The 23,673-nt window shown below is 54.7% G+C and carries 11 protein-coding genes; 7 read left to right on the forward strand and 4 right to left on the reverse strand.

What is annotated here, in order from left to right; genetic code table 11:
• The first annotated feature begins 126 nt into the window (after nucleotides 1-126).
• On the forward strand, nucleotides 127-765 hold the full coding sequence (locus A7K61_RS10915; protein ID WP_044308074.1) for an HAD family hydrolase: 639 nt from the start codon (nucleotides 127-129) through the stop codon (nucleotides 763-765).
• 109 nt (nucleotides 766-874) lie between these two features.
• Here the strand turns inward: A7K61_RS10915 and A7K61_RS10920 are convergent, their stop codons facing one another.
• A complete protein-coding gene (locus A7K61_RS10920; RefSeq protein ID WP_044308073.1) occupies nucleotides 875-2,749 on the reverse strand; it encodes a UvrD-helicase domain-containing protein in 1,875 nt (624 codons plus the stop codon).
• On the reverse strand, nucleotides 2,746-5,043 hold the full coding sequence (locus A7K61_RS10925) for an AAA family ATPase (RefSeq protein ID WP_069557543.1): 2,298 nt from the start codon (nucleotides 5,041-5,043) through the stop codon (nucleotides 2,746-2,748). Before A7K61_RS10925 ends, A7K61_RS10920 begins: the two co-directional genes overlap by 4 nt.
• A 196-nt stretch (nucleotides 5,044-5,239) precedes the next feature.
• Here A7K61_RS10925 and A7K61_RS10930 point away from each other — a divergent pair, with 196 nt between their 5' ends.
• Both A7K61_RS10930 and A7K61_RS10935 read left to right on the forward strand, forming a co-directional pair.
• Complete coding sequence (locus tag A7K61_RS10930) at nucleotides 5,240-6,781, forward strand: AAA family ATPase (RefSeq protein ID WP_069557544.1); 1,542 nt, start codon at nucleotides 5,240-5,242, stop codon at nucleotides 6,779-6,781.
• Nucleotides 6,778-7,638 carry an HNH endonuclease gene (locus A7K61_RS10935; RefSeq protein WP_256557767.1) on the forward strand — a complete coding sequence of 287 codons (861 nt, stop codon included), beginning with the start codon at nucleotides 6,778-6,780 and terminating at the stop codon, nucleotides 7,636-7,638. Before A7K61_RS10930 ends, A7K61_RS10935 begins: the two co-directional genes overlap by 4 nt.
• A 57-nt stretch (nucleotides 7,639-7,695) precedes the next feature.
• Here the strand turns inward: A7K61_RS10935 and A7K61_RS10940 are convergent, their stop codons facing one another.
• Complete coding sequence (locus tag A7K61_RS10940; protein WP_044308070.1) at nucleotides 7,696-8,643, reverse strand: tyrosine-type recombinase/integrase; 948 nt, start codon at nucleotides 8,641-8,643, stop codon at nucleotides 7,696-7,698.
• Between the two features lie 198 nt (nucleotides 8,644-8,841).
• On the opposite strand from A7K61_RS10940, the gene A7K61_RS10945 reads away from it, so the two are divergent.
• Nucleotides 8,842-9,906 carry a DNA-binding protein gene (locus A7K61_RS10945; protein WP_044308069.1) on the forward strand — a complete coding sequence of 355 codons (1,065 nt, stop codon included), beginning with the start codon at nucleotides 8,842-8,844 and terminating at the stop codon, nucleotides 9,904-9,906.
• A gap of 72 nt (nucleotides 9,907-9,978) precedes the next feature.
• Here A7K61_RS10945 and A7K61_RS10950 read toward each other — a convergent pair whose 3' ends face one another.
• Complete coding sequence (locus A7K61_RS10950) at nucleotides 9,979-14,130, reverse strand: NACHT domain-containing NTPase (protein ID WP_256557768.1); 4,152 nt, start codon at nucleotides 14,128-14,130, stop codon at nucleotides 9,979-9,981.
• 328 nt (nucleotides 14,131-14,458) lie between these two features.
• On the opposite strand from A7K61_RS10950, the gene A7K61_RS10955 reads away from it, so the two are divergent.
• The 3 genes from A7K61_RS10955 to A7K61_RS10965 all read left to right on the forward strand — a co-directional run bounded on the left by A7K61_RS10955 (nucleotide 14,459) and on the right by A7K61_RS10965 (nucleotide 23,417).
• On the forward strand, nucleotides 14,459-17,254 hold the full coding sequence (locus tag A7K61_RS10955; RefSeq protein ID WP_218188548.1) for a UvrD-helicase domain-containing protein: 2,796 nt from the start codon (nucleotides 14,459-14,461) through the stop codon (nucleotides 17,252-17,254).
• A 667-nt stretch (nucleotides 17,255-17,921) separates the two neighbouring features.
• Nucleotides 17,922-19,127 (forward strand): hypothetical protein, encoded by a 1,206-nt coding sequence (locus A7K61_RS10960; RefSeq protein WP_069557546.1) that lies wholly within the window; start codon nucleotides 17,922-17,924, stop codon nucleotides 19,125-19,127.
• 342 nt (nucleotides 19,128-19,469) lie between these two features.
• A complete protein-coding gene (locus tag A7K61_RS10965; RefSeq protein ID WP_069557547.1) occupies nucleotides 19,470-23,417 on the forward strand; it encodes a hypothetical protein in 3,948 nt (1,315 codons plus the stop codon).
• The last annotated feature ends 256 nt before the right edge of the window (nucleotides 23,418-23,673 follow it).

The following is a 23,673-nucleotide window of genomic DNA, read 5'->3' on the forward strand; positions in this document are numbered from 1 at the left end:
ACAGGGTGGACTGACGTCACATCAAGTCGCCATAAATCATTGGTGGCCATCTGAAGCCTCGGTTCGCAGATCCGCACCTTTGGCACCCGTAGTAAGCTTGGAGTCTGATCCTAAGTCGGGGACATCATGACGATCAAAGCAGTGATTTTGGACGCCTTCGGAACAATCCTTTCCAGCCAGGCATCGGTTCAACCTTATCGCCTGTTGTTCAAGGAGGGGCTTCGCCAAGGACGACGTCCCACGCCAAATGATGCCCGTCTCGTAATGACGCTGGATTGCGGCCTTGAGGGCGCGGCGGAGCACCTGGGTATCCATCTGTCTCAGGGGCGTCTGGCTGAAATTCAGGCAGTGCTGGATACCGATTTGGCCAGCATGGAACCCTATGCGGATGCTTTGGCCGGCATCGAATTGCTGCAAAAGCACAGCGTGGCCATCGCCATATGCTCCAACCTCGCTCAGCCCTATGGTGCAGTCGTAAGTAGCCTGTTCCCCAACCTTGATGTCTACGCATACAGCTATCAACTGGGCTTCCTAAAGCCCGAGCCTCAGATCTACAAATGGGCGTGTGATCAACTGGGAGTCAACCCAGGTGCCGCGTTCGGATCCGGGGACGTGGTGCATATGATCGGCGACTCGATCCGATGTGATCGTGATGGCCCAACGGCCATCGGCATCGCAGGCCACCACCTCGGTCGTAGGGGAGGCGGGCAGATGACGAGCCTGCTGGAGTTCGCTGAGATGGTTGTCCTGAACAACAGCCATTGATTTGAGATACAAGCCGTGGACACAACGGCGTGGGCTGGGCCCGTCAACGGCCAGCGCTCTCCGCTAGCGCATCGGGGTGCGCGAGGCGGAGAGGGCCCAACCTAGCGGTTCAGATGATCTCTATTTCGTCTGCTTCGAGCCAACGAGCCTCGACTACGCGCTCTTTGGCGATTTCCGGTTGAGCTGTATAAACCACAATCGCCAGGCTTTTCTCTGCCCGGCTGCAGGTGACGTAAAGCAGGCGGCGCGTTCGGGATAGCGCATCATCCTTTCCAGCGCGCTGATTTTTGATATCACTGTCGGACGGAGCCTTAACGCCCAACAGTTTTTCGTAGCTGAAGAGGAACCCTCCGGCCTCTTCATCATTGAGAATCACCATGACTCGTGGAAACTCCAAGCCTTTGACACCCTGGTGAGTATCGAAGGGTGACAAGCCCTGAGCGTATCCAGCGAATGCCACCATTTCAGAATATCGCCGTCCCAACAGGATACGGTAGGCGTGTACTTCAAGTGCTTCACGATCAACTGTCTCGGGCGGTTCTTCATCAGTCACACCCTGTGCCAGGGCAGCTGCGAGACGATCGGGTATTTCGAGTAGACCTGTTTCCGCCAGCACCAGCACGACATCGGCCAAAGATGGATCATTGCCTGCAACCAAATCGCACAAGGTTTGGCAACCGGCACCGACTTGTTGAAGTAACCCCAACTGATCAGGGGCCGCTTTCATGTGCTCACTGTCGAGGAGAGGTGATCTCATCCGCGCAGCTTCCATGAGTGCGAATTCGCTGCTCCTGGCGCCGTCCAAAATCGGCATCACCCCGTCGAAGAACAATTTAAGAATCGGCAGCGTTCCATCCAGCAGGCTGGTACGCAGGTGCTCAACTGCGTAAAGAGGAGTAAAAATGCCCTCAAATCCTAGGCGCCGACCGGCCATTTTGTGCTCAAGGATCAGTGTTTTGCGCTCAGATGCTCCTGCTGCCCACTGCTCATCGCCTGTAATTTGCGCCATTCGTTGAGCAATCTGGCTCTCCAACTCAAAGCCGCCATTTGCAGGTTGCCGGGTACAGAACATGCGCACTGACCCTTGAATCGCACCAGGCTTTGGATCCTGTTGATGATCATCGGCGGCGCTGCGGATGACGTTGATGAGCTCCACTACTCTCGTTGGACACCTTCTATTTACTGGCTTTTCGGGGGTGGCCCACTCGGCGGGTATTGCCTGTTCCAATTGCTCTTTGCCATCGTTGTAAATCCGCTGCATGGTGTCGCCCAATAGCCCAAGACAAAACCGATTCGGGATCAGCGATTGAGCGGTCAGGAACGCGTCCATGAGAGGGCCGTAGGTGTCCTGGCTTTCGTCAATTAGAAGTACAGGATGCTGATCGGCCATCACGTCCAGCAAAGGTGGACGCTGGATAAATGCAGCCGCCATCTGAATGACCTCGGCGTGGTTCAAGGCTTGGCGTCCCCGATTTTCTCCGGTGGGGCTATAGGTGAAGCTGAGAACCTCATCTAACCCCGCAAGTCGGCGCGTTTTACTCTCTAGAGATGCACGATTGGCGCGAGCGGTTTTATTGTTGGGATCCCGAGCTTTTGCGATTTTGTCTTTCAGTTCCTCGATGCTTTCAGCGAGTTTGGTGCGAAGCCAATCGCGAATGTCGTCATTGAAACCTTGGATCATTCGCCATGAAAATGCGTGGATGGTTGAAACGACCACTAAGGGATCATGCTCCAGCCGGCGAGCAATCTCCTCGCATGCTGCGTTGGTGTAGGTAATGATCGCAACCTGACGCCCTTCGAAGGTCAGTCTCTTTTGCGCGCGTGATTTCAGCTCCCTGACAGCGGTTACCAGAGAATGGGTTTTCCCCGACCCCGCGCCGGCGTAGAGGAAAAAACTACGTGGGTGATCCAGATCCAGGCATTCTCGGATAATGTCGTCAGCATCACGAATGGGGTTATCGCGCTCCGGCGCTGACGGACTCATTCTTCTGTCACCTCGACGATTGCGGGTGGAACCACCAGAAGGTCTTTGCGTTTGAGTTCCAGCTTCGACTGCAGCCAGGTCAGGCCTTCACGGATGTAAGTGGGAACCACGAGTTGACTGAATTCTGGATCGCCCAGGATCTCCAGGGCAAACTCTGCCTTGTCGCCTGTACGTAGCTTCTCGAACAACGCTTCACCCAGTACTTGAGCCGTGTCGGCGGTCTGGACGGCCTCACTGAACGCACGCATCAGCCCACGACGTGATTTCCCAGCAAAACGCTCGACGTTGCTCAATACCAAGCTGTCCTCAAATGTATTGGGCAAGGCCTCGGTTTGTGCTCCGGTTTTTGGCAGACGAATGGTGATAGGGGTTTGGTAGGCGATTCTGATCGAATAGAGCGCATCGATCTCTTCCACCTTCTGCTCGGCAGGGAGGTCTAGCAATGTATCCACATCATGACCACGTCCAACCACGCGCATCCAGTGGCGGACGGTAGGGTTATTCGTGATTTGCCCGGCCCCCCGAGCAACTGGCTGTGCCGCCTTGGCTTTTCCTGCGTCGAGGTCAGTGATTACCAAGGTCGCAATCCCCAGGGCATCAATCAGTGGTCTGAGGCGATGAGCATGACTTCCGCCGATGTCGAGAATAGTGATGTAGCACTGGTCGAGGAACTTGAAATGCTCGCGCAGGAAATGGGGAAGGATCATGCGCTCTGCCGCGCCTTCGACCAGGATTACCGCGTCAGCGAAGAAAAGATCGGCATGATGCGCCCGGAGGTATCGTGTGACGAATTCCTTGGTCTTCCCGGGTTGGCCAAACACCGTGCTCAGGTTCGAGACCGTGGATACCGGTATCGGGATATTCGCCATCCCGGATGGGAGCCGCCGAAAGTAACGAAGGTGCTCGTACTCGATTTCATGCGCGACATGGCTTGAATGGGAACTCACAACCAGCTGACTTCTCAGGTTTGGAAACTCCTCAAGTAGAGGATCGTTGCACAGCACGTGGTACGCATGCTTGATGAAGGCTTGCTGCACTTGAACGTGCAGGTGAGCCTCAGGCTCTTCGACCAGTACGAGATGGATTGGCTCAACGTTGGCGGCGCTGCGCTCCTCAGGGGTACGAGATTTCCTAAGCCAGTCATCTCGAAACGCCATGAGACGGAATATCATGGAAATGAGGTTTTGGTAGCCAAGGCCATTGGATGTCTCGGGGAGGCTCAGGCGCGGTTCCCCTGGTGCTCCTGCGACAGAGTCCAACTCAAATAGTACAGCCGCCTCATGATCCATTCCGTCTGTTGGCGCGAGACGAGTTGCTACTTTGATGTTCGGATCGCTGTTGTTCGGGTAGCCGAGACCTGCGACCTCTCTCAGTGCTGGCGCAAAGCTGACAGAGAGCCTGCTGTCGAAGGCACTTTGAGCCGCTTCAATCGCCCGCAAGGCCTCTAGGTCATGCACATCCGGGCTATCACCGGGGTCAAGGTGGCGACGATAATAAGTGCGTAACTGTTCAGAAAGCTTCCTGCCGCTTCCGGGTTTACTTTCGTCTTGTCCCTCATCGGCGCTGTCCCCGAAACCGCGCTGCGCATTGATCTCGTGAACTCTGATCAAGTTAAGTAGGGGATTCCGCTCCAGCGGGATTGCCATATCACTCAGCGGTTGAAGATTGGCAGTCCTGGTTTCTGCGTTAGGTGGCGAAAGCTTATCTGGATCAAGGCGGTACCAACGCACTTTAAACGCCTTGGCCAAGCGCCGGTTGAGGTAGTCATGCAGGTTCTGCGGCCATAATTGGAGGGTCGGGCGCACTTGGCCATCAGCAGCCTGATTTTCAATTTCCTCCAGAAGCGTAGCGACCCGTGCCCGTTCTTTTCGATAGTCGGAGTAGAGCGTTGGAAGATCATCAGGCTCCAGCCGAAATCGCATACCTACCATGCCGCCTGACCAGGAGAAATTCGGAATCAGGTCGCGGATGTGGTGGAGCTCGCCCTGAGCAGCTCGTAGCCAAACGTCCAACGTTGGCAGCCACTCAGCCCAAGCGTTGGATGCAGGAATAGCGAAGCTGTCATCGGCCTGTTCCCACTCCTGGCCAATCGCATCGAGCGTGGCGATATGGCAGAGGGTGAGATCCTGCAGTCGGAACGTCGTCGGCTTAACCAAGAATTTGCGTAGTGCCAGCATTGCTGAAGATTTGCCGCTGTTGTTGGCGCCCACTAGAAGGGTGGTTTCGGCCGCCAAGTCGATTCTAACGGATTTAAGCTTGCGGAAATTCGCAAGCTCCAGATGCTGGATGCGCATGGGATCTTCCCTGAGTTAAGGCGATGGCCGTGAGCCACTGCTAGGTCATGGAACTGTAGCTGACGACTAGCAGAAAGGGCACCAAGCTCAATCCACGGGCTAATGCTCACTGATTTGTAGTTCCGGAGCTGAAGTGCAACCATAGGCGGAATCCGAGTCAGCCGCTGAGCCTCGTGCTCCTCAGGAACAGGGAAGAATGGAATTCCATATCATAGGCAGGGATGACAAATTCCCGAGCGGGAAGATCAGCACTGCGTATCTCAAATTTGACCGCTGGAACGATCACAGCTTTGTCACAATGTTCCATGTGCTCGTATACGACGAATTCGGCGAGGCCCACGACCTTCAAAACGTCAAAATCGGGTTTAAAGGGCAGGACATCGCCACTACGACGCGCTCCAAGCTTCCCGACACTTTCCAAAACCTTCCTGAAGGCTTTTTCTCACTGGGCACTGGTGTCGAGTACTACCAAAAAATCGCCAATTCGTCCTCTGGGGATCTGCGGTTCAGCTTCCTTGCGGCGATGAACGACATCGTTGCCAATCCTGAAATCCTCGAAGCGATAAAAGACGAGCCAGTGCTCTCAGTCTCTTTGCTGCGGGATGTCAGCTTGACCAGCGTAAAGAACCAGTTTGCGCGAGTCCTTCTGGGTGGCGCTGTCCGGACAAACTTTTCTTTCGTTTACACGAAGCAGGCTGACAACTCTACTGCGGGAATTGAGTTGAGCTTCGACGTAAGCGTTGACTCAACGCCCCTGACGAATGTCCATGCGCTAATCGGGCGCAATGGCATCGGGAAAACCACTATCTTGAATGGCATCATCAAAGCCATCCATGATGGCCACACTGGTGCGGATGCGATCCATCAGGTTCAGTTTTGGGGCCAACAACGGGCGATCATTGCCCCAGACTTTTTTAGCAGCGTGTTGCTCGTATCGTTCAGCGCGTTTGACCCTTTCGACCCGCCACCAGAGCAGCCTGACCCGGCTAAGGGCACCTGCTTTTTCTACGTCGGATTGAAGTCAAAAGGTGAAGACGCGTGGCATGAGTTGAAGCGTCGTGATGTATTGAAATCTGACTTCATTGAAGGGATGAGAGGCTGTCTACGAGATGCGTATAAGCGTGATCGTTGGAGGCAAGCCGTCAAAACCCTGCAATCTGATGAGAATTTCGCAGGCTTGGGATTCGACAGGCTGCTGTCCTTGAGTGGCGAGGAATGGATGACCGCAGCTAACGAGATTTTTTCTAATCTCAGCTCTGGCCATTCAATCGTTTTGTTGACCATCACAAAGCTTGTAGAGCGGGTCGAGGAAAAAACTCTCGTTTTAATGGATGAGCCCGAAAGCCACCTGCATCCGCCGCTTCTATCGGCCCTTATCCGGGCGTTGAGTGAATTGCTCCTTGATCGTAACGGTGTAGCGATCGTGGCCACTCATTCTCCGGTGGTGCTTCAGGAAATACCCGCCTCATGCGTGTGGAAAATTCATCGTTCTCACCTGGTAGCCGCCGCACAACGACCAACAGTTGAGACGTTCGGCGAGAATGTAGGAATTCTGACTCGGGAAGTTTTTGGCTTGGAGGTGGCGTCTTCCGGCTTTCACACCCTGCTTGCTGCAGAAGCCGCCGAGGGACATAGTTTTGATGTCATCTTGCGGAAATTCGGGGGAAGACTGGGGCTTGAGGCCCAGGCAATCCTTAGAGCGCTTATCGCTGAGCGTGATTCTAAGGCGCAAGTATGAAGCAACTCACGGGCCCCGACTGCTCTCCTGAGGACGCGTTTCTGACCTGTATCTCCGCGATCATCGATGATCAACAGAGAGAAAGGATGAGAGGTATCCTTCCAAGCATAAAAACCAACGCTGCCGAGTTCATTGAGCGAGCATCCGTAGGTTCCACTTGGCAGCTACCATCTTTAAGGGTGGGGCGTGGGGAGGATCCTTTCGTTGTCGATGACGTTCGGAAAAGCGAATTGGTCAACTTGTATGAATATTACATGGTGCAGAGGGAGCCTGGTCGAGCACTCTACGACGTCATCTTGGTTGCTGCGGGTGATCACTGCCCAACATGTGGTGGGATAGGGCAACCACGAACACTGGATCATTATTTGCCAAAAGCCAATTATCCAAAGCTGGCAATTGTCCCCCACAACTTGATCCCAGCTTGTCGCGATTGCAATACTGACAAGCGCAACCCCCTGGTCGACCACCCGCACCAGCAATTGCTTCATCCATACCTGGACAAGCGGCAGTTTTTCGAGGAACGGTGGATCAGTGTTTCCGTGACCCATACCGCGCCCTGCACGATCACTTACTTCGTCAATCCACCGGAAAACTGGTCGGAGGAGGACAAAGCGCGGGCAGCCAACCATTTTGAATTGTTTGGAATCGCCAAGCGCTACAGCATCCAGGCAGGCACAGAAGTCGGCTTTCTAATGGATATGCATACCCTTTACTTTACCCGACAGCCTCTTGGTGCTTTTGCAGACTTCCTCCGTGCAGCCGCCCGCGCCGATGACCTGCTGGTAAATGGATGGAAGAAGGTGCTCTACGAGGCCTTGGCGGATGACCCGTGGTTTTGCAATGCAGAATTTCGATAACGGGTTGCTTCGGAAGGGGGGCAGGGCACCCGTCTGTACGCATCACTTGAGCAAGACTCAGAAAGTGTTCAGGTGCACTGTACCCGACCTTACGGCAAGTCCTCCAAACGATACGCTTGAGTCCACATAGCGCAGGGCAGATTTAATGTCCTTCCACCCGACATAGCCCATTAGCGCCTTGATGTCCCAGCCATTCGCCGACGCCCAAGTCGCAAATCCCCGGCGCATCGAGTGGCTGGTGTAGAGCGCCTCGGGCAAGCCAGCTTCCTTGAAGATACGGCGCAGGAGCGGGATAAGGCTGTGGGGCTGAATGGCTTTGCCTGAAAGGTTACCCCAGCGGTCGATACGCTGGAACACCGGCCCCTTGGTGAGGCCCGAAACAGTAATCCAATTGATGTACGCCTCGACAGGGCAGAGGTTTGTCAGCGCCGGCGTTTGAAAGGTCTGGCCTTCATGAGCGCGGTCACCCTTGGTGTAGGGCAAGTAAAAGCTGATGACCTCACCGCTTGATGCCTCTGTATTTTCAACAGTCAGCCTGGCGAGCTCGTCGCCACGAAATCCTCTCCAGAATCCAATAAGCACCATTGCGACCGACCGGCGGTGGCGCACGAGCGATTTGTAGTCGCCACGTTTCAGAGCAGCCGCTGCTTCACTTTCCAGCCATTCAATCGCCTGCTCCAAATGCCTGATCAATAGCGGGGCGGCCTGCTTGACCCTCGTGGGGTGCACAACCCTGATGCCTTTGATCATCTGGCGCACATTTGGAGATTTCGTCGGATCGGGAAAGCCCTGGGTGATATGCCACTGCGCTAAGGCCGCCAGGCGTTGCTTGAGAGTGTTCAGTGACAGCTTGTCAGCGTATTCGGCGAGATAGCGAACGATCCCATCTGCTGTCGTAGGGAGATAGCTACCCCAGGTTACTTCGAAGTGCTCAATGGCAGCCCGGTAGCTCTTGCGTGTGTTTTCCCGGGTTCCCGCCTGTAGGTATCGATTCGCCTTGTCCATCTCGCTTGACCTTGAAATCGGAGGGTTGGTGCCGAGAGCAGGGTATCTGGACGCTCAAATAGCAGAATCGGCTTCCTAGAAGCCATAAGGCTCCATTATAGGCTCCTAGAATCCGCTCGTAAAATCAGCTAGAGTTCCTATATCGTGTCACGTAATTACATGACATGTAACACAGTACGAAATCGTAGGAGTGGATCCATGGCTCGGGGTGGAATCAACAAAGCGCTGGTGCAAAAGGCGAGACAGGCCTTGCTAGCCAAGGGCATGCACCCGAGCATCGACAGCGTGCGGGTAGAACTCGGAAATACGGGCTCCAAGTCCACGATTTCTCGCTATCTGAAAGAGCTGGATGCGGCTGAGCGTCCGGTCATCGAGCTACGCGACCGCATAGGCAGTGCGCTGAAGGCGAGTGTTGAGAGCCTTCTTGACCAAGTGATGGAGGAGGGCAGTGAGGCGTTGACTGTCGCCCAAGCCAAGTTTGATGAACAGCTTCGTGATCGTGAGGAGCGCAACCAACGCTTGGAGGGCGAGTTCGCGACGTTAAAGCGGCAATTCGAGGCTCAACAGTCGGCCTTGGAGGCTCAAACTGCGGCGCTCCAGGTGAGTGAAACGTCCCTGCGTGAAGAGCTTGGCCGTAACGCTCAATTGAACCAGGCGCGTGATGACCTAGAGCGTCGTATCCAGGAACGGGATGAGCAGATTCAATCCCTGGAGGAAAAGCATATTCATGCCCGTAACGCCCTTGAGCATTACCGCGAAGCTACAAAAGAGCAACGGGAGCAAGACCAGCGTCGTCACGAAAGCCAGCTTCAACTAACCCAGGGGGAATTGCGTCAGGTTAGAGAGTCACTCGTGGTCAAACAGGATGAGCTGACACGTTTGAGTCGAGATAACGAGCACTTGATAGGCGAGGCACGCCAACAGGCAAAAGCCTTACACGCGCAAAGCGACAAGGTAGAGCTTCTCACCAGTCAGGTTCAGGCCTTGACGCTATCCGACGCGAGGGCCGCTGCGATCATCGAACACCATAAGACCCAAGTGCTGGAGCTAAGGGAGGAGGTCAAAACGCTCAACATTTCCGCTGCTCTGGCCACGAATCGTGAAGGTGATCTAACGCGGCGCCTGCTCGACCTAGAGGTTCAACTCGAATGCCAGGACGCCGAGCCAGCAGAGACCTCTGCTGGAGTGCTGCAGCAGGAGTCTGCCGTCCCCACACAGGACGTCCCTAAACCGCCCGTGAAGCCTTCCAGGCGAAGCCGGTAGTACCCAGGGTGGTCTGCTGAGGCAGACGTTTAGCTCTGCTCTCGCCCCTGAACCACTCTCAGTTCTGGAGCCTTATCCGGCATCCGATAGAGGCGTGAGGTTTGTTCTTCCCGCTTCCATATCTATGACCACCACATCAATCTGAGATCGCAACGCTTCCGGCAGGCACTCTATCAAGGCTTGCCGCATGGCCTCAGGGGTACGGGGAGTGGGGACGCCCGAGGGCGGAGCCTGCAGTCTTTTTCCTGTGTTGGACGGCAGCTCCCCAAACCAGAACACCAGGTAAATCCCACAGCCATGCGAGCGCCAATCAATCAGATAGCGATCATGCAATTGGTGGATTGCACCTTGCCAAACCTCGTCATGCCACTGGCACTTGATCTCAATTGGCAGCTGAAGGTCACCGCAGGCAAACGCGAGATCCACTCGCTTGGACTTGGGCATGTCGGCCTCCGTGAGCTCCCGGATACCGAACTGCTCCAGCTCTCGACTGATCAGCATGGCAAATCGGTCTCTGCACATGTTCTCAATGTAGGGCACACCATTGTCGCCCCAGAACATGCTTACCCGGTCAAGGTCATCACCCAACAATTTTTTCTGAATCACAGAAAGCTCATCGAGCACCAGTGCTCTGAGATCGACCATGTTTGTCGGCGGCCCCTCACGAAGCAGAGCACTCAAAGCACACGGCTGAAGGGGAGCGAAGTCTTCCTCTGCACGCTTCTGCCGCTGCTCGGCCGCCATATGTAAAAGATCTAGGGTGTAGCTGTCCTCCGGCCCTGCAATCAGCTCCTGCAGGGCTTCAATTGCCTCGATCGAGGTGTCGTCTGCGAGCCGCTGGATCATTGATCGAACGAAACTGGCAGCCTCAAAAGGAGATTGACTTCCGTCACTCACCCACGGCCTGTTCTGGCGCGGCCAGGATCCTCGAAAATTGGATACGATCCATTTGACTTGAGCGGTATCGAGTACACGCTTTTGCCCTCGGCGCTCTCCGGGTATAAGCCTAATGATGGGCCAAATGAAATCCGGATGATCTTTGCCAATTACCGCAAGAGCCTCCCTGGACTCATTAAAGCTGACCAGAAAATCTACGGCCCGCCACACGAGCATCCGACTGACGGAGCTGAATTCAACGTCCGAGTAAAGCTTCGCGATCGCGCCCATCTCGTGCAGATGTTCTGGTGCGACCAAGAGATGGATCATCCTGTTCTCAACCGATTCTCCCATCACGAGCTGGTCGCTGAGCCAGGCCGCAGAAAGGTGAGCAGCGGTTGCATGCCACTGGGGTTGGGAGAAGATTGCATTCATCGCTGAGATTTGTGGTTTGCCAGCCTTGATGCAGGGCTCAAGGCACAGCCAAGCGAAGTCATAACGACTCAGGGTGTCTCGCCTTGGCAAGTCATGGTTGCCAAATAACTCGTGTTCGAGTGCTTCGCACAGGGACGAAAGGTTGTCGGGGACAAACGCTATCTGATTGTGCAAGCAAGCAATCAAAGCGGATAGGAGAACGGGCGTTGGGATGTCTGAGAACCCTCCACCCGCGCGCAGCCTAGTCAGTAATCCGGCAACCATAGGGAAGCAGTAATTCCAGACCTTCTCCTCAGCAGGGCTGTGAGCCACATCATGGGGAGAAGGAAGGTCATCGCGGTGTAGCACGGCCTCAAAGCCTACAAGGGCATCCTCGGCGAACTCGGCACCAAGCCACGCCGTGAGGGCCTCAACTGAGTTAAGGTGCACGTCGTAAACGTCGCGGTGGCCTAGGTAGTATCTGGCCGCATGGAGTATCTCCCGCAAATCGCCATTTCGCAGAGCTGAACGGTTCTGAAGATAGTGATCACTATCGGCTGCATACTGAACGCGGAGCGCTTCTAATCGCTCCGCCTGTCTCAATTCTCTTCGAATCGCAAGTTCGGATTTGACTGGATTTTCGAGCGTGTAGACGTAGGCCTCCAGCTCAGGGTCATCCCGTTGAAATTTTCGACTGACAGCTCGAACATCAGGGTCAAACGTGCGATTTCTACACGCTATCAACATCAAATCACGCCATTGCGCCCGGGCTTTCTCATCCTGAGTGCTAAAGAGAGCCAGTTGCTCCAGAAAAAAGATCAAGTCGGACTTGCGGCTTGCAAGCCCCAAAAGGCGATCTTCCAGATCACAATTCTGTGACCAGACAGAGCTGGCAGGCTCCAGATCATGCAGCACATATTGCTGGACGGCACGCCTGAGGTCGTCGGCATTGTCGAGATGGGCGTTGAGTGTTTTCCTCTCTGGTACATCGTAAAGATCTAGCCGATGCATAGCGCCTAGCCAGTTCCAGAGAAGCGCTGCATCTTCTGGGCAGGTGGTGAGTACGTTTTCAGCGATGACCCGACTTATAAGCAGCGCGATGAGACCGACCAGGTAGCCTGGTGGCTCAGTCTCACTGATGTCGACCGGAATGCATTGCTCAGTGAGCAGGCTCAGCAGCTTTGGAATCCTAGTGAGAGCCAGTTTTTGGCTGAACGGTAGCCAGTACAATCCGCCAGATGTCCGTGAGGTTGCTCTGGGCAGCGAACAAACATATAGCCCTGAGCACGCCAGGATATTCATGGCAAGAAGCTCATCGCTTACGTCAAAGTCAGTCGCCTCGATGATGAGTAGCGCAAGCTCGAACGACACGTCAGTGTAGGTCTCATGTAAGCGTTCAATCATGCTCTGCCGGCGTACCCGGTCACAGGTTGGCAGTAGCGCCTGCACGGCATGCTTGCGCTCTGAAAAAGCATAACGATCCGAGAACACCACGCCGTTAAGCGCGTCTTCGAGCGACTTGGCTAGCGGAGTACCATTGATGCCCTCGATCAGAAGGGCCCTTAAGTGAACATTGCTGTCCGGCGATGTAATGATCGTCTCGATTTTGCTTGCCAAGTGCTCATGCATCAGGCCACTGGCCTTATGACTGCCCCAGTCATGGGATCTAAAAAAAGGATCTGTTTGTGACAGGGATGAAAGCGCGTCGAGCATGCTTTGAGCTTGCTCTGCCGTGAGGTTCGCCGTCTCGCCATACCGCAGCACGCCATATGGGTCGGCTGCAATCACCGCAGATGACATAGCAGGGCTGTGGTAAGACAACCATGCGTGCAGACCTCGCAAACTCGCAGGCACGCTACCGCCGGTGCGAAACTGAGCGAGCACTCTCTTCTGTGCTTGGGTGGTTCTTGCAACCTTTGACAGCCATCGCGCGCCGAGAAATTCTGCAACCACGCGGTGCATGGGCTTTGCCCGTTCCGGGCCAACAGTCTGGAACAGCTTTGAGGAAAAAACCGCTTGTGCGGCTTCCGCCTCGGGTAGCTCGCTGAGCTCGGCAAGCCTGACATCCCCTACTACGAGATGATTAGGGCCGGAGCGACTGATCGCGTCCCCGCTCGCGAGCAGCAATCCCGCGCAGAGAGCCCCAGCGGCCGAAAGCGCTTGCTCTTCAGAAAGAAGGCCAAGCGCGTCGTCAATACGGTGAGGGTCATGTTCAGGCCAGAGTAGAGTGCACACCCGTTCAAAAAGGCCCGCACGTGTAGCAGGGAGAGTCCTGTCAGCAACAGCGACTTTGCCAATGAGGCTAAGAGTCAGAGGATTCTGATAGAGCTCGGAGATCCCTTGATCCTCCAGGTGATCAAGGATGTGATCCACATCGAGCTCTGGATAGAGCTGGCGCATGAAAGCAAAGGCATCCAGCCTCGTAAACGCTTCGATGGTTAGGATGCTGGGCTCTGAGCCATAAATTTGCGCCAGGTTCACAACATTGCGTGCCTGCCATTCTCTCGACCTGCAGCAAAGGATGAAGTCGGGATGCCCGGCATCCTCAAGCTTCCCTAACACCATATCCACAGCATCGCTATCCCGCCGCGCCATGGCTTCGTCGAGCCCATCTATCAACAGAGGTTTACCAGGAAGATGAAAACGCCCCGGGTTGCCGCTGGCGATGAACCGTTGCGCGGTGATTGGCCGGACGTCTAAGCGCCGCCCTAATTCCTCAATCAGCTGGCTTTTACCCATGCCCGGCTCCCCCAATATGACCTTGGGGCCTGCAATGGCAAGAAGACCAGCCTCATCAACGATGGCTGAGCAGCTCGATGACTCGTTGTTTTCAAGACGTAGATGGCGAGAAAAATACCGCGCGATTGTCACGTTTGAACAGCTCCATGCTTGCCCGGCGGCGCTCGACGTCGGCGGATGCGTAGAGAGCATCATAACTTCCGCTTTCCGGGAAATCAGCTTTGAACTCGAAGGGTAGGGAGGACTTAAGTTAGCCGCCATGCCGTTGCCCCCAACGCTGCCCAGGACAGCCGGAGCGCGCAGCCCGGGAAGCCTGGAGGCATTAAAGGTTCAGTGCATAGAGGGCATCCAGGTGTACATAACAGCAGGCGCATGATCACAGACCAGTGCTTGGTCGCAGTATTCGCCAGCACATTGCCAGCCGGGACAGTTCCAGACCCGAGATCTGAACCTATCCATGCGCACGTCCGAAAGCCCTGAAGATTGGGGTAGAATTGCGCCTATTTGAGCGTAGGAATCGTGCATGTTTTTGGAATGGACGCCATCCTGGCTAGGGCGCTTACTGACTAGATCAGCCAACTGGCGCCTCCTCGTCGAGAGCGATCGTCTTGTGGTGGCCGCCGGTGGGGAGCAATACCACATAGCGCCTGAAACGCTGCCAAGCTTTGAAATCAAACGCCGCATGCTCTGGTCGGAACTCGTGTGGCCCGCAGGAACGGGCGTGCGCTTTGGTGGACTCTCGAACCTACGCGCTCCGGCTCTGCACCGCGCGGTGAGCGATCTCCTCAAACGATCCCGCTGCCAACGCTTCGATTCCTACTACGCCAAGCTGTCCCAGTGGCTCGCAGAAGTTGACCATGCCTTAGCTACCGCTGATCAAAAGCACCGCTGGCTTACCCATGAAAACCAGCAAGCGTTACTGGGGAGCAAACCAAGCCTGGAGTTGAGCGTAGCGGCCCTGAAAGAGCTGCTTGAAACCCCAGAGGTAAGGGCTCATCTGAATGATGGGTATACCCAAGCTCAGCTCGATATCGAACGGTGGACGTCCGATTGGGCGAGCACATGGGAAGAGCGCAACAAGCTGCACACGAAGCGAGAGCTTCGTGACTGCCGGCAGCTTTTCGACAAGGTAGAAAGTAAGCCTTTGACTGACGAGCAGGCAGAGGCGGTGGTGTGCTTTGACAACCGAGTGCAGGTGGTCGCGTCAGCGGGCTCCGGCAAGACATCCACGATGGTCGCCAAGGCCATCTATGCCATGCATCGGGGGATTGTCAGCCCCAAGTCTATCGTCATGCTGGCTTACAACAGGGATGCGGCTGAAGAGCTTCAAGCGCGGGCCAATGCCTCTCTTGAACGCCTTGGCAAGCCTAGCATCGAGATTGCAGCCATGACGTTCCATTCGCTAGGGCTGAAGATCATAGGCTCAGCTACCGGAAGCACACCTCATGTGCCTGCATGGGCTCGCAAAAAGAAACTCGTGTTGGCCAAGCTATCCGACATTGTCGACGACCTCAAAGATGAGTGCCCAGCGTTCCGCACCCGCTGGGATATTTTCCGTTTAGTTTTTGGACGACACCTACCGCTTTCAAGCAACGACAAGCTCTTCGATACGACAAACTCGGACGGCGAGGGAAAACTGGTCACCCTAAAAGGCGAGGAGGTGGCCAGCCAGGAAGAGTGCATCATTGCCAACTGGCTTTTTTACAACGGGGTCGACTACCAGTACGAACGTGCATACGAGCACCCGACCGCGACGTCAGAACATCGTCAGTACTTCCCGGATTTCTACTACCCAGGTCTTAATCTTTACCATGAGCATTTTGCTCTGGATGAAGATGGCCAGCCGCCTGAGCAATTCAAGAAATACCTGGACGGGGTGGCTTGGAAGCGTCAGATCCACAAGCAGAAGGGAACACAACTGATCGAAACGCTCTCTCATCAAGTGCGCAATGGGGAGGCCTTCACTCATCTAGCGAAAGAGCTCACCGGCAGAGGCATCAAGCTTGATCCAAACCCTGATCGCCCAATCCCTCCCAATGGTCTGGAACCCATCAAGCATGCCGACCTGCTCGGGCTGATCCGTACGTTCATCAACCATTTTAAAAGCAACTGCTACACGGAACAGGATTTGAAGGTTCGCTTGGCAGAGATGGACAGCGGCGCCTTCGAGTACAGATTCAACATTTTCGTTGACCTGCTGATCCCGGTGCTCAAGAAATGGGACAAGGCCTTGGCCGCAGAGAGCGGAATCGACTTCGAAGACATGATTAACAAGGCTGCAGGGTATTTGGAGGCAGGGCACCGGTCGCCGTACGACTTGGTTATGGCCGATGAGTATCAGGACGCATCGCGAGCACGAGCCCGCCTTTGCAAGGCCCTCGTTCGGCAGCCTAATCGGTTTCTGTTCGCCGTTGGGGACGACTGGCAATCGATCAATCGCTTCGCGGGTGCTGACGTTTCCGTGATGACAGGTTTCAAACCCTGGTACGGCCATGGCCAGGTTCTCCGGCTTGAAACGACGTTCAGATGCCCGCAGGCCATTTGTGACGTCTCAAGCCGATTCGTATCGAAGAACCCTGCGCAGTTCAAGAAGAACGTGAACTCTGTGACGGCGCCCATTGGGCCGGCCTTCCAGGCTATACAGGTCGGACACCGAAACAAGGTAGCCCAAGCGGTTGATAAGTATGTCGAGCGTCTCTACCAGCAGATCTGCGAGGGGAGAGTGCCTTTGGGGCGAGGCGGAAAAGTGAGCGTCTTCGTGCTGGGGCGCTACAAGCTGGACGCCAAATTCCTGAGTGACGATTGGCAGCAACGGTTTGGGGATCGCATGGCATTCAGATTCAAGACCGTGCATACCTCAAAGGGGGACGAGGCTGACTATGTGATTCTCCCAGGCATGGTCATGCGTGGGTTTCCAAACGTTAAAGTTGACGACCCACTGCTGTCCTTGGTCATGCCGCAGGGCGATACCTTTCCATCCAGTGAGGAGCGTCGGCTTTTCTACGTCGCACTCACGAGGGCCAGGCGCAGCGTCGCAATGTTCACCGTCGCAGGGCGCCGCTCATCTTTCCTGCAAGAGTTGATCGACGAAGGTGTCGTAGCTCCCTGTGATGAGAACGGACAGAAGATTAAACAGCCAGTAGCCGCTGAGCGGAGCGCCGCAGCGGGTACTCAGCAAATTCCAGCCAAGGCTAAAGGCCCATCGTGCCCAGGCTGTAAAGTTGGTGAGTTGATATGGCGTTTAGGGCCATACGGAAAGTTCCAATCCTGCTCAACCTTTCCCAAATGTAAATACAAGCCGCCGAAGAAGCGCCTGTAAGTGCGTCGGTCGTGAGCCTGCAAAATGTGCTCGCATATTCTGCAGGCGAGGCTCAGGTCAGGCCATACATGATAGTGCTTGGGCGGGCGGAAATCGCTTTCAAGGCACAAAAAGCCCTCACCGACCATACCGCTGGTCGGACGTTATGCCCGGATTTTTAAACTGCCTTGGCCCCTCAGTTTGGAAGACCATGACGGAATAATGTGTCATTACTAGGATATTGCAACGAATAAATTAGTGGCTTTTGGGCTTTTCGTTGCTCCTGATCACGCGCATAAACTGCCCGCAGATTCAGGGCTTGCAACAATGGACAGCTTCGGGCGTAGACAATATATACCCTAACTCGAATAATTATTTATTAAGCGGCAGTGAGGCGGGGTGCGAGATATCTCAATGCCAAAACAAGCAATATTTAGTTAAAGCAACATACGCATGCCGCATGAGTTAAGCCTGGAAGGCTTGACTCATTCCAAATGCATTCTAGTCTGTGGTTGGCACCGAAATTCTCAGCCCAGCAGGAAGAATTATTTGGGTGCCGCGCTTTGATAGTCCCGATTTAATTGAGTGCGCCAGAAGAATTTCGCATGGATATATTCTTAGTTGTAGCAACCTGCGACAGCTCATGGCTGTAACTCTCATTTGTGTCCGTACGCCAAGGGAGAAGTTCATGATCACCCTGATATACAGTGCAGCTGACTTTTCTGAAGCCAAACTAGCAGCAAATAATATTGAATGCGATTATACGCACATTATGGAGATCTTGGCGCGATGTCTCGGCTATAAGTCGACACTTCAATGCGTCGATGAAGGCGAGGAGCCCTTGGACTATTTGATTGCGCGCTTAGCCAGTGCTCAAGCCATTGTCTTTAATTCGTCATTGGGGTTAGAACGGGCACGTGAGGCTAATGAGAAGCCTGATGAACTGCTTGCGATCTGCCTTGAAGGTTTAGAACACGTGCTCAACGATGCGACACAATGGAGCAATCTTCGCATTTACCGCTCTGCCGAGGAGTTCTATGCGGGCCAGGGAGCCGTAGATGTCACAAAGGTCGTCGCTGATGATCAGAGGCGCGCCACCAAGATCGGTGAAGGCTCTGACACGGGCAACCACTTCGTAATGGGCAAACCTGCAAGCCGGAACCTCTGGGATGAAGATGAATGCCTCCTTGAAGCAGAGGGTGTATGGGCGTCGTCCCAGGGAGAGAACTGGCTCATCACCTGTCAGTTGCACTACTCGAAGGTTGGGCGGGTAGGGTTCAGCTTCAACGAAGGTGTCGCTACATGTACTGCTCTCGATGAAATAGACCTTTTTGTAGAAACTGGCCAGCTGGACGTCACAATTCCACTACCAGACGGCAAGATCAGGCGGCCTTCGTATGCACTTGTCATCGATTCGAAAACCTGTGCGATCCTAGGAAGTTCGGTGGTATTGGATAATGACTTGAACAGGTTGACGCGGGACGTTGTGAACATTGCTTTCAAAGGCCCGAGTATCCTCGGCACGCCACTCGACTACTTTGTCAAAAAACGGATCAAGATCAAACTGCACGGGCAGGCTCGCCCTGGAACCAAACCGCTCTTGCAGCCCCATCGGCCTCTTGAAATCACGTTCAAGTCCACGCCTCGACAATGGGGGGGCGTAGTAGAAAGGGTTGTGAGAAATGTTACCTCCCGACTGACCATCAACAATCGAGACCTGGAACATTTGGGGCAATCATCACCAGTGTTCTCATTGGAGGATTTGACCCACAGCCTCATCAATAGCATCGCCATCTATCACAACCATGTGCAGCCAGGTACTCAGCAGACGCCAGAGGAGCGCTGGGGACAATACTGGGGAGAGCCGCCGAGCTCACGTCGCGGCAAAATGTGAGTCGGATTATGTGATCGGCGCGTGACATCTGCTACGGCTATGCGCGGGGCAACACGTCGTTCCCCGCGCATGCTGATGGTCAGCTGTTGTTGGCGGTAGCGGCACACCGACCTGATTAATCCTCTCCCGGCCTGGTCATGCATGCGGATCGTGCAGAGGTAAGCCAGCGCCAAATTCTTGCCAGGTGAACAAAGGGTTCGCAGGCGAAGATGGCCGTGAGCTATCATCCCAACCCTCGTATCAGGCTCACCGGAAGTTCACCTTCCCGCTCAGACCCAAGATCGATCATTCAATCTTCGGCAGATGAATGCCTGGTAACCGCCAGCCTGCTTGGAGACACGGATGTTCATTCGCCTGCGCGCCTTCTATAACCGGGCATTAGATGCCTCTAACGCCTGGACTAATAAGACCCGCAGCAAGCTAGCCGCTTTGAAGCGGTACCCACGTGCGGCCGTCAGCGCCTATCAGGCCGCACGTGCGTTCTTGGCCGCGCCCTCTCATGAGAATCTGTTCCAGCCGCTAACCCCAGTACTCATCGAGCCTGGGAAGATCCAGCGGTATGAGCGTGAGTTACTGAATGGGCTGAGGAACGATCAAGTCAGGAACATCGCGATCACGGGGGAGTACGGGGCAGGGAAGAGCAGCGTGCTTCGAACCTTCGTCCATCGCCACCCTGAATTCGTCTACGCATTTGTTTCGCTAGCCACATTCGGCAAGGACACCGAGATCTCTGGGGCGTATGAGCTTGTTACCGATACCGACGTGGCCTCGGAATCTCCGCGCTCATCCGAGCCTTCTGCAAAGACAGGGCAGGAATCCAAAGCCGAGGAAAATAAGGCTGAATCCGATCTCGTTGCCAGGATCGAGGAGACGATCGTCCAGCAACTCCTGTACGCCGTCCCTGCAAAGACACTTCCCAAGACCCGCCTTAAGAGAATCGACCAGGCCTCGGGCCTGAAAATCTGGTGGAAAACCCTCTGCTATGGCCTCCTTATTCTGGCGGCGCTGAGACTGTACGTTCCCGTGGCAGAGAAGCTGCCCAAGATTGAACCGGCCTGGCTCCTGGAATGGCTGCTGTGGATCCCGAGCTCGCTCGCCGTCGGAATCGCTGCGTTAGGGTGCATACACCTGCTACACACGTGCCTGCGTCTGAGTTCGCTGTTCAGTATTGATGGTTTGACACTCAAAGGTGGCAAGCTGGAGACCACCCACCATGGCTCCGTCCTGCACAAAAATATCGATGAGATCATTTACTGCTTTGAGCGAAGCAGCATTGACGTGGTGATCATTGAGGATCTCGACCGATTCGGCATTCATGACGTGTTCACCCGATTGCGGGAAATCAATTTCATCATCAAGCAATCACCTCAGGTGAAACGACATGTCTATTTCGTCTACGCGCTGCGCGATGAAATGTTCGTCGTCGGCGAGAAAACCAAATTTTTTGACCTCATCGTCCCTGTGATCCCCGTCATCAACTCGGAAAACTCCCAGGAAAAGATGATGGAGCTTCTGAACCTTCGAACCTTCAAATCGAAACCCTTGGGCGAACATCTCGACCGTCGACTGGTGGAGACGGTCTGCTACTACATCGATGACCTCCGGCTGGTGAAAAATATCGTCAATGAATTCGATATGTTTTCAAATATCCTTGCCAGCGGCCTGCGCCTGGAGCCAGACAAGCTGTTTGCGATAGTCGCCATTCGCAATCTACATCCCGGCGCGTATGCCGACCTAGTCAAACGGCGGGGCGCGATCTATGGGGTCATCAAGGGCCTCGATACCTGGAAAATCCAGCAGAACAGCGCCTACGCCAGGCAGCTTGATGGCTTGCGACGTGAGCGAGATGATCGAATTTCAGAATTGGCCAACAATGTCACTGAGCTGAGGGCCTACGTTTGGTTCACGCTTCTTCGACTCACAGAAATGGACACGGCAACCCATGTCCTAATCGCTGGTACCCAGTACACGCAGAAGCAGTTCGTGACCGACGAGGTGTTCGACGTATTAATGAATCAAGCCGGCCCCCTCTCAATGGTTGCCTTGGATCAATACGGGCGGGCCAGAAACTCATCTCGGAATGTCCCAAAGGCTGAGCTACTCACCGCTACATCCTATGAGCGGCGCCAAGCATTGCTAGGGCGGCGATTTAGCACCATCGCGGACGAAATCGCAGCGGTGCAGAGACAATCGGATCAGGTCATCAGGATGTCGTTCACGACCGCCGTCAAGCAAGGGTATGGAGAGGTCGTAAGGAGCAATCTTTCAGGCTTGGATGTCGTGAGCTATCTGATGCAGCATGGCTTTCTCGATGCCGACTACACCGACTACCTAGGTTATTTCTATCAGGGATCGCTGACGCCTGGTGACAAAGATCTGATCCTTTCATTGAGACGTGGCGTGCTGCCTGAAGTCTCCACGCCTGTCGATAGTCCGAGTACCGTGCTGGAGAAACTTAAGAGCGACGAGCTTGATGAGGGTAGGGGGATCATCGTCGATTTGATCGCCTGTCTCAGCGCCCGACCAACCTCGCTCGCGGCTGGCTCAGCAGACACACAGCTAAGCCATATACTGAGGAGCGGTCTGGACGAGCACACCGAACGAATGGCCGTCGCAGTGCGCGAGCTTTTGAGTCGAACAGACGCGGCTGGATTTATTCGCGCCGTGTACCGCCTCGAACCCAAACTGTTTAATAGCCTTTTCAACGCTAGGGACAAGGGGGACACTGGTGGCGTTTTTGAAGGAAGCGAGGCCCGTCAGTCCTTCGTCAAAGCAATCGTCGACAACCTGCCGGAATCCGACTTCAAGACCCTGGCCGGTGATTCCTCGACGGATCTGGTGCCTACAATCGATGGGCTGGAAGATGCTTCACGGCTGATGTCAGGACTAGAGAGCAATCTGGGAGCATGGGCGTGGCTCAGGGCGTACCCAGTCCAGTTTGCCTCACTAGGCCATACGATGAGTCTCGCAGACCTCGAAAGGCTTATTGACTGGGGCTGCATCAAGATCAACCTGCCTATGCTATCGCTGATATGCGCGAAGTCAGAGGCTGGACAGGATTCTAAAGACGCCAAATCCGAACCTGCAGATGTGTGCATCGTGTCCTTGCGTAGGCTACAGGCTTTGGGCATCAATGGGCTCGGTAATTATCTGCTCTCTCACGCCGATGAGCTCGGTAGCGCATTGCTAGATCAGTCTGCTGTCCTGGATGAATCAAGCGACTCCTTGACCAGCTTACTAGCAGAAGTGGACGCCGATCACGATCTGACAAATAGACTCTTCGATCACACGACCTGTGACCTACACACACTCACTGACGCCCCGAGATATCTTTGGGCAAGGGCACTTGAGAGTGATCGCCTGGTGGCCAAAGCTGACGCAGTGTGGATTTTTTTTGAGAAAGTCGTTGGGCCAGACGGCAACGTCTCGGACGAAGAAATCGGATCGGAACCCACAGCCGTATTCACCGGTTTCATCGCTCGGAATGCTTCGTCTCTCAAGGGCACGCTGTGGCAGTCAACGAGCGCAGACTGGTCGCTGCAACAGTATCTTCTGAGCTCCACCGGTATCAGTAATGACGTGCTCCAGGTATTGCTCGATGGCGTCGTGCTTCAAGACCTAGCAATGATAAAAATAGCGCTACCTGAGGGTCGCTGGGGCATGCTGGTAGCCTCATCATTTTTGCCATACAGCTCGGAAGTCAGGGAGATCGTACTGAATACTTGCCCACACCTCGAAGGCAAGTACCTGGTTGAACGGTGGGATCTAGCAAAAGCAGAGATCGATATCAGCTCGCTCCAGCTCGACACGATGCTCACGCTGAGCAGAAGCAAAGCGCTGTCACTCACACAGAAAATTCAGATGTGGTCAGGGCTTAGCCTGGACACAATTGAAAGCAAACCGGAAGCGGTTCCAGAGCTCGGCCGTGTATCTATGCTGACCAATCAAGCCGGCGCAAGGTTTGCTGAGTCGCTGATGCCTGTGCTGCGACATCTGGTTCGCAACGCGAGTCTCACCCCGGAGCAGCGCTCTGAAATGCTGACACAATGTCTTCCTGGGATGAAGTGGCCGGACATTGCTGCAGCTCTAGGTTTGCTCGACGATGAGGACTTCAAAACCGTGAGCGCGAAGGTCAAGAAGATCAAGGTGAGAAACACCGAGTCAAACCGGAGGTTGGTCAACGCGATGAAATCTGAAGGGTACTTGGCAACGGTGACCACTGAGGACGACGTCATCATCGCAACCACCAGGCCCTCGTCAATGACATCTGAGAACGGATGGCTAGTCTGAGAGCTGAAGGTAGCAGCTTAGCGACCACCGTAGAGCGTCAGATAGGGCTTGATGCTGACCGCATGGGAGTAACCTGACCCTTGCACATGACTTCTCTAGCTGCTCGTAAGAACAGCATGGGCGAGGGGAGTGCAGACGTGAAGCATGGTGCTGTTCTTGTGCCAGCAGGCGGGCGATGCTGGAGCTGTAGGGTGGACACAAACCAATTTGATAGGCCCCTCAGCCTGGACGCCCTAGGACGGTTTCTCCCGGGATA

The organism is Pseudomonas sp. AP42, assembly GCF_001728935.1.
GTDB lineage: Bacteria > Pseudomonadota > Gammaproteobacteria > Pseudomonadales > Pseudomonadaceae > Aquipseudomonas > Aquipseudomonas lactis.

What these genes read in the sequence shown, in the direction of transcription:
- A7K61_RS10960 (WP_069557546.1), top strand. Translation starts at nt 17,922, where the DNA reads ATGATCACCCTGATATACAGTGCAGCTGACTTTTCTGAAGCCAAACTA.
- A7K61_RS10915 (WP_044308074.1), top strand. Translation starts at nt 127, where the DNA reads ATGACGATCAAAGCAGTGATTTTGGACGCCTTCGGAACAATCCTTTCC.
- A7K61_RS10945 (WP_044308069.1), top strand. Translation starts at nt 8,842, where the DNA reads ATGGCTCGGGGTGGAATCAACAAAGCGCTGGTGCAAAAGGCGAGACAG.
- A7K61_RS10920 (WP_044308073.1), bottom strand. Translation starts at nt 2,749, where the DNA reads ATGAGTCCGTCAGCGCCGGAGCGCGATAACCCCATTCGTGATGCTGAC.
- A7K61_RS10965 (WP_069557547.1), top strand. Translation starts at nt 19,470, where the DNA reads ATGTTCATTCGCCTGCGCGCCTTCTATAACCGGGCATTAGATGCCTCT.
- A7K61_RS10930 (WP_069557544.1), top strand. Translation starts at nt 5,240, where the DNA reads ATGGAATTCCATATCATAGGCAGGGATGACAAATTCCCGAGCGGGAAG.
- A7K61_RS10935 (WP_256557767.1), top strand. Translation starts at nt 6,778, where the DNA reads ATGAAGCAACTCACGGGCCCCGACTGCTCTCCTGAGGACGCGTTTCTG.
- A7K61_RS10950 (WP_256557768.1), bottom strand. Translation starts at nt 14,130, where the DNA reads ATGATGCTCTCTACGCATCCGCCGACGTCGAGCGCCGCCGGGCAAGCA.
- A7K61_RS10955 (WP_218188548.1), top strand. Translation starts at nt 14,459, where the DNA reads ATGTTTTTGGAATGGACGCCATCCTGGCTAGGGCGCTTACTGACTAGA.
- A7K61_RS10925 (WP_069557543.1), bottom strand. Translation starts at nt 5,043, where the DNA reads ATGCGCATCCAGCATCTGGAGCTTGCGAATTTCCGCAAGCTTAAATCC.
- A7K61_RS10940 (WP_044308070.1), bottom strand. Translation starts at nt 8,643, where the DNA reads ATGGACAAGGCGAATCGATACCTACAGGCGGGAACCCGGGAAAACACA.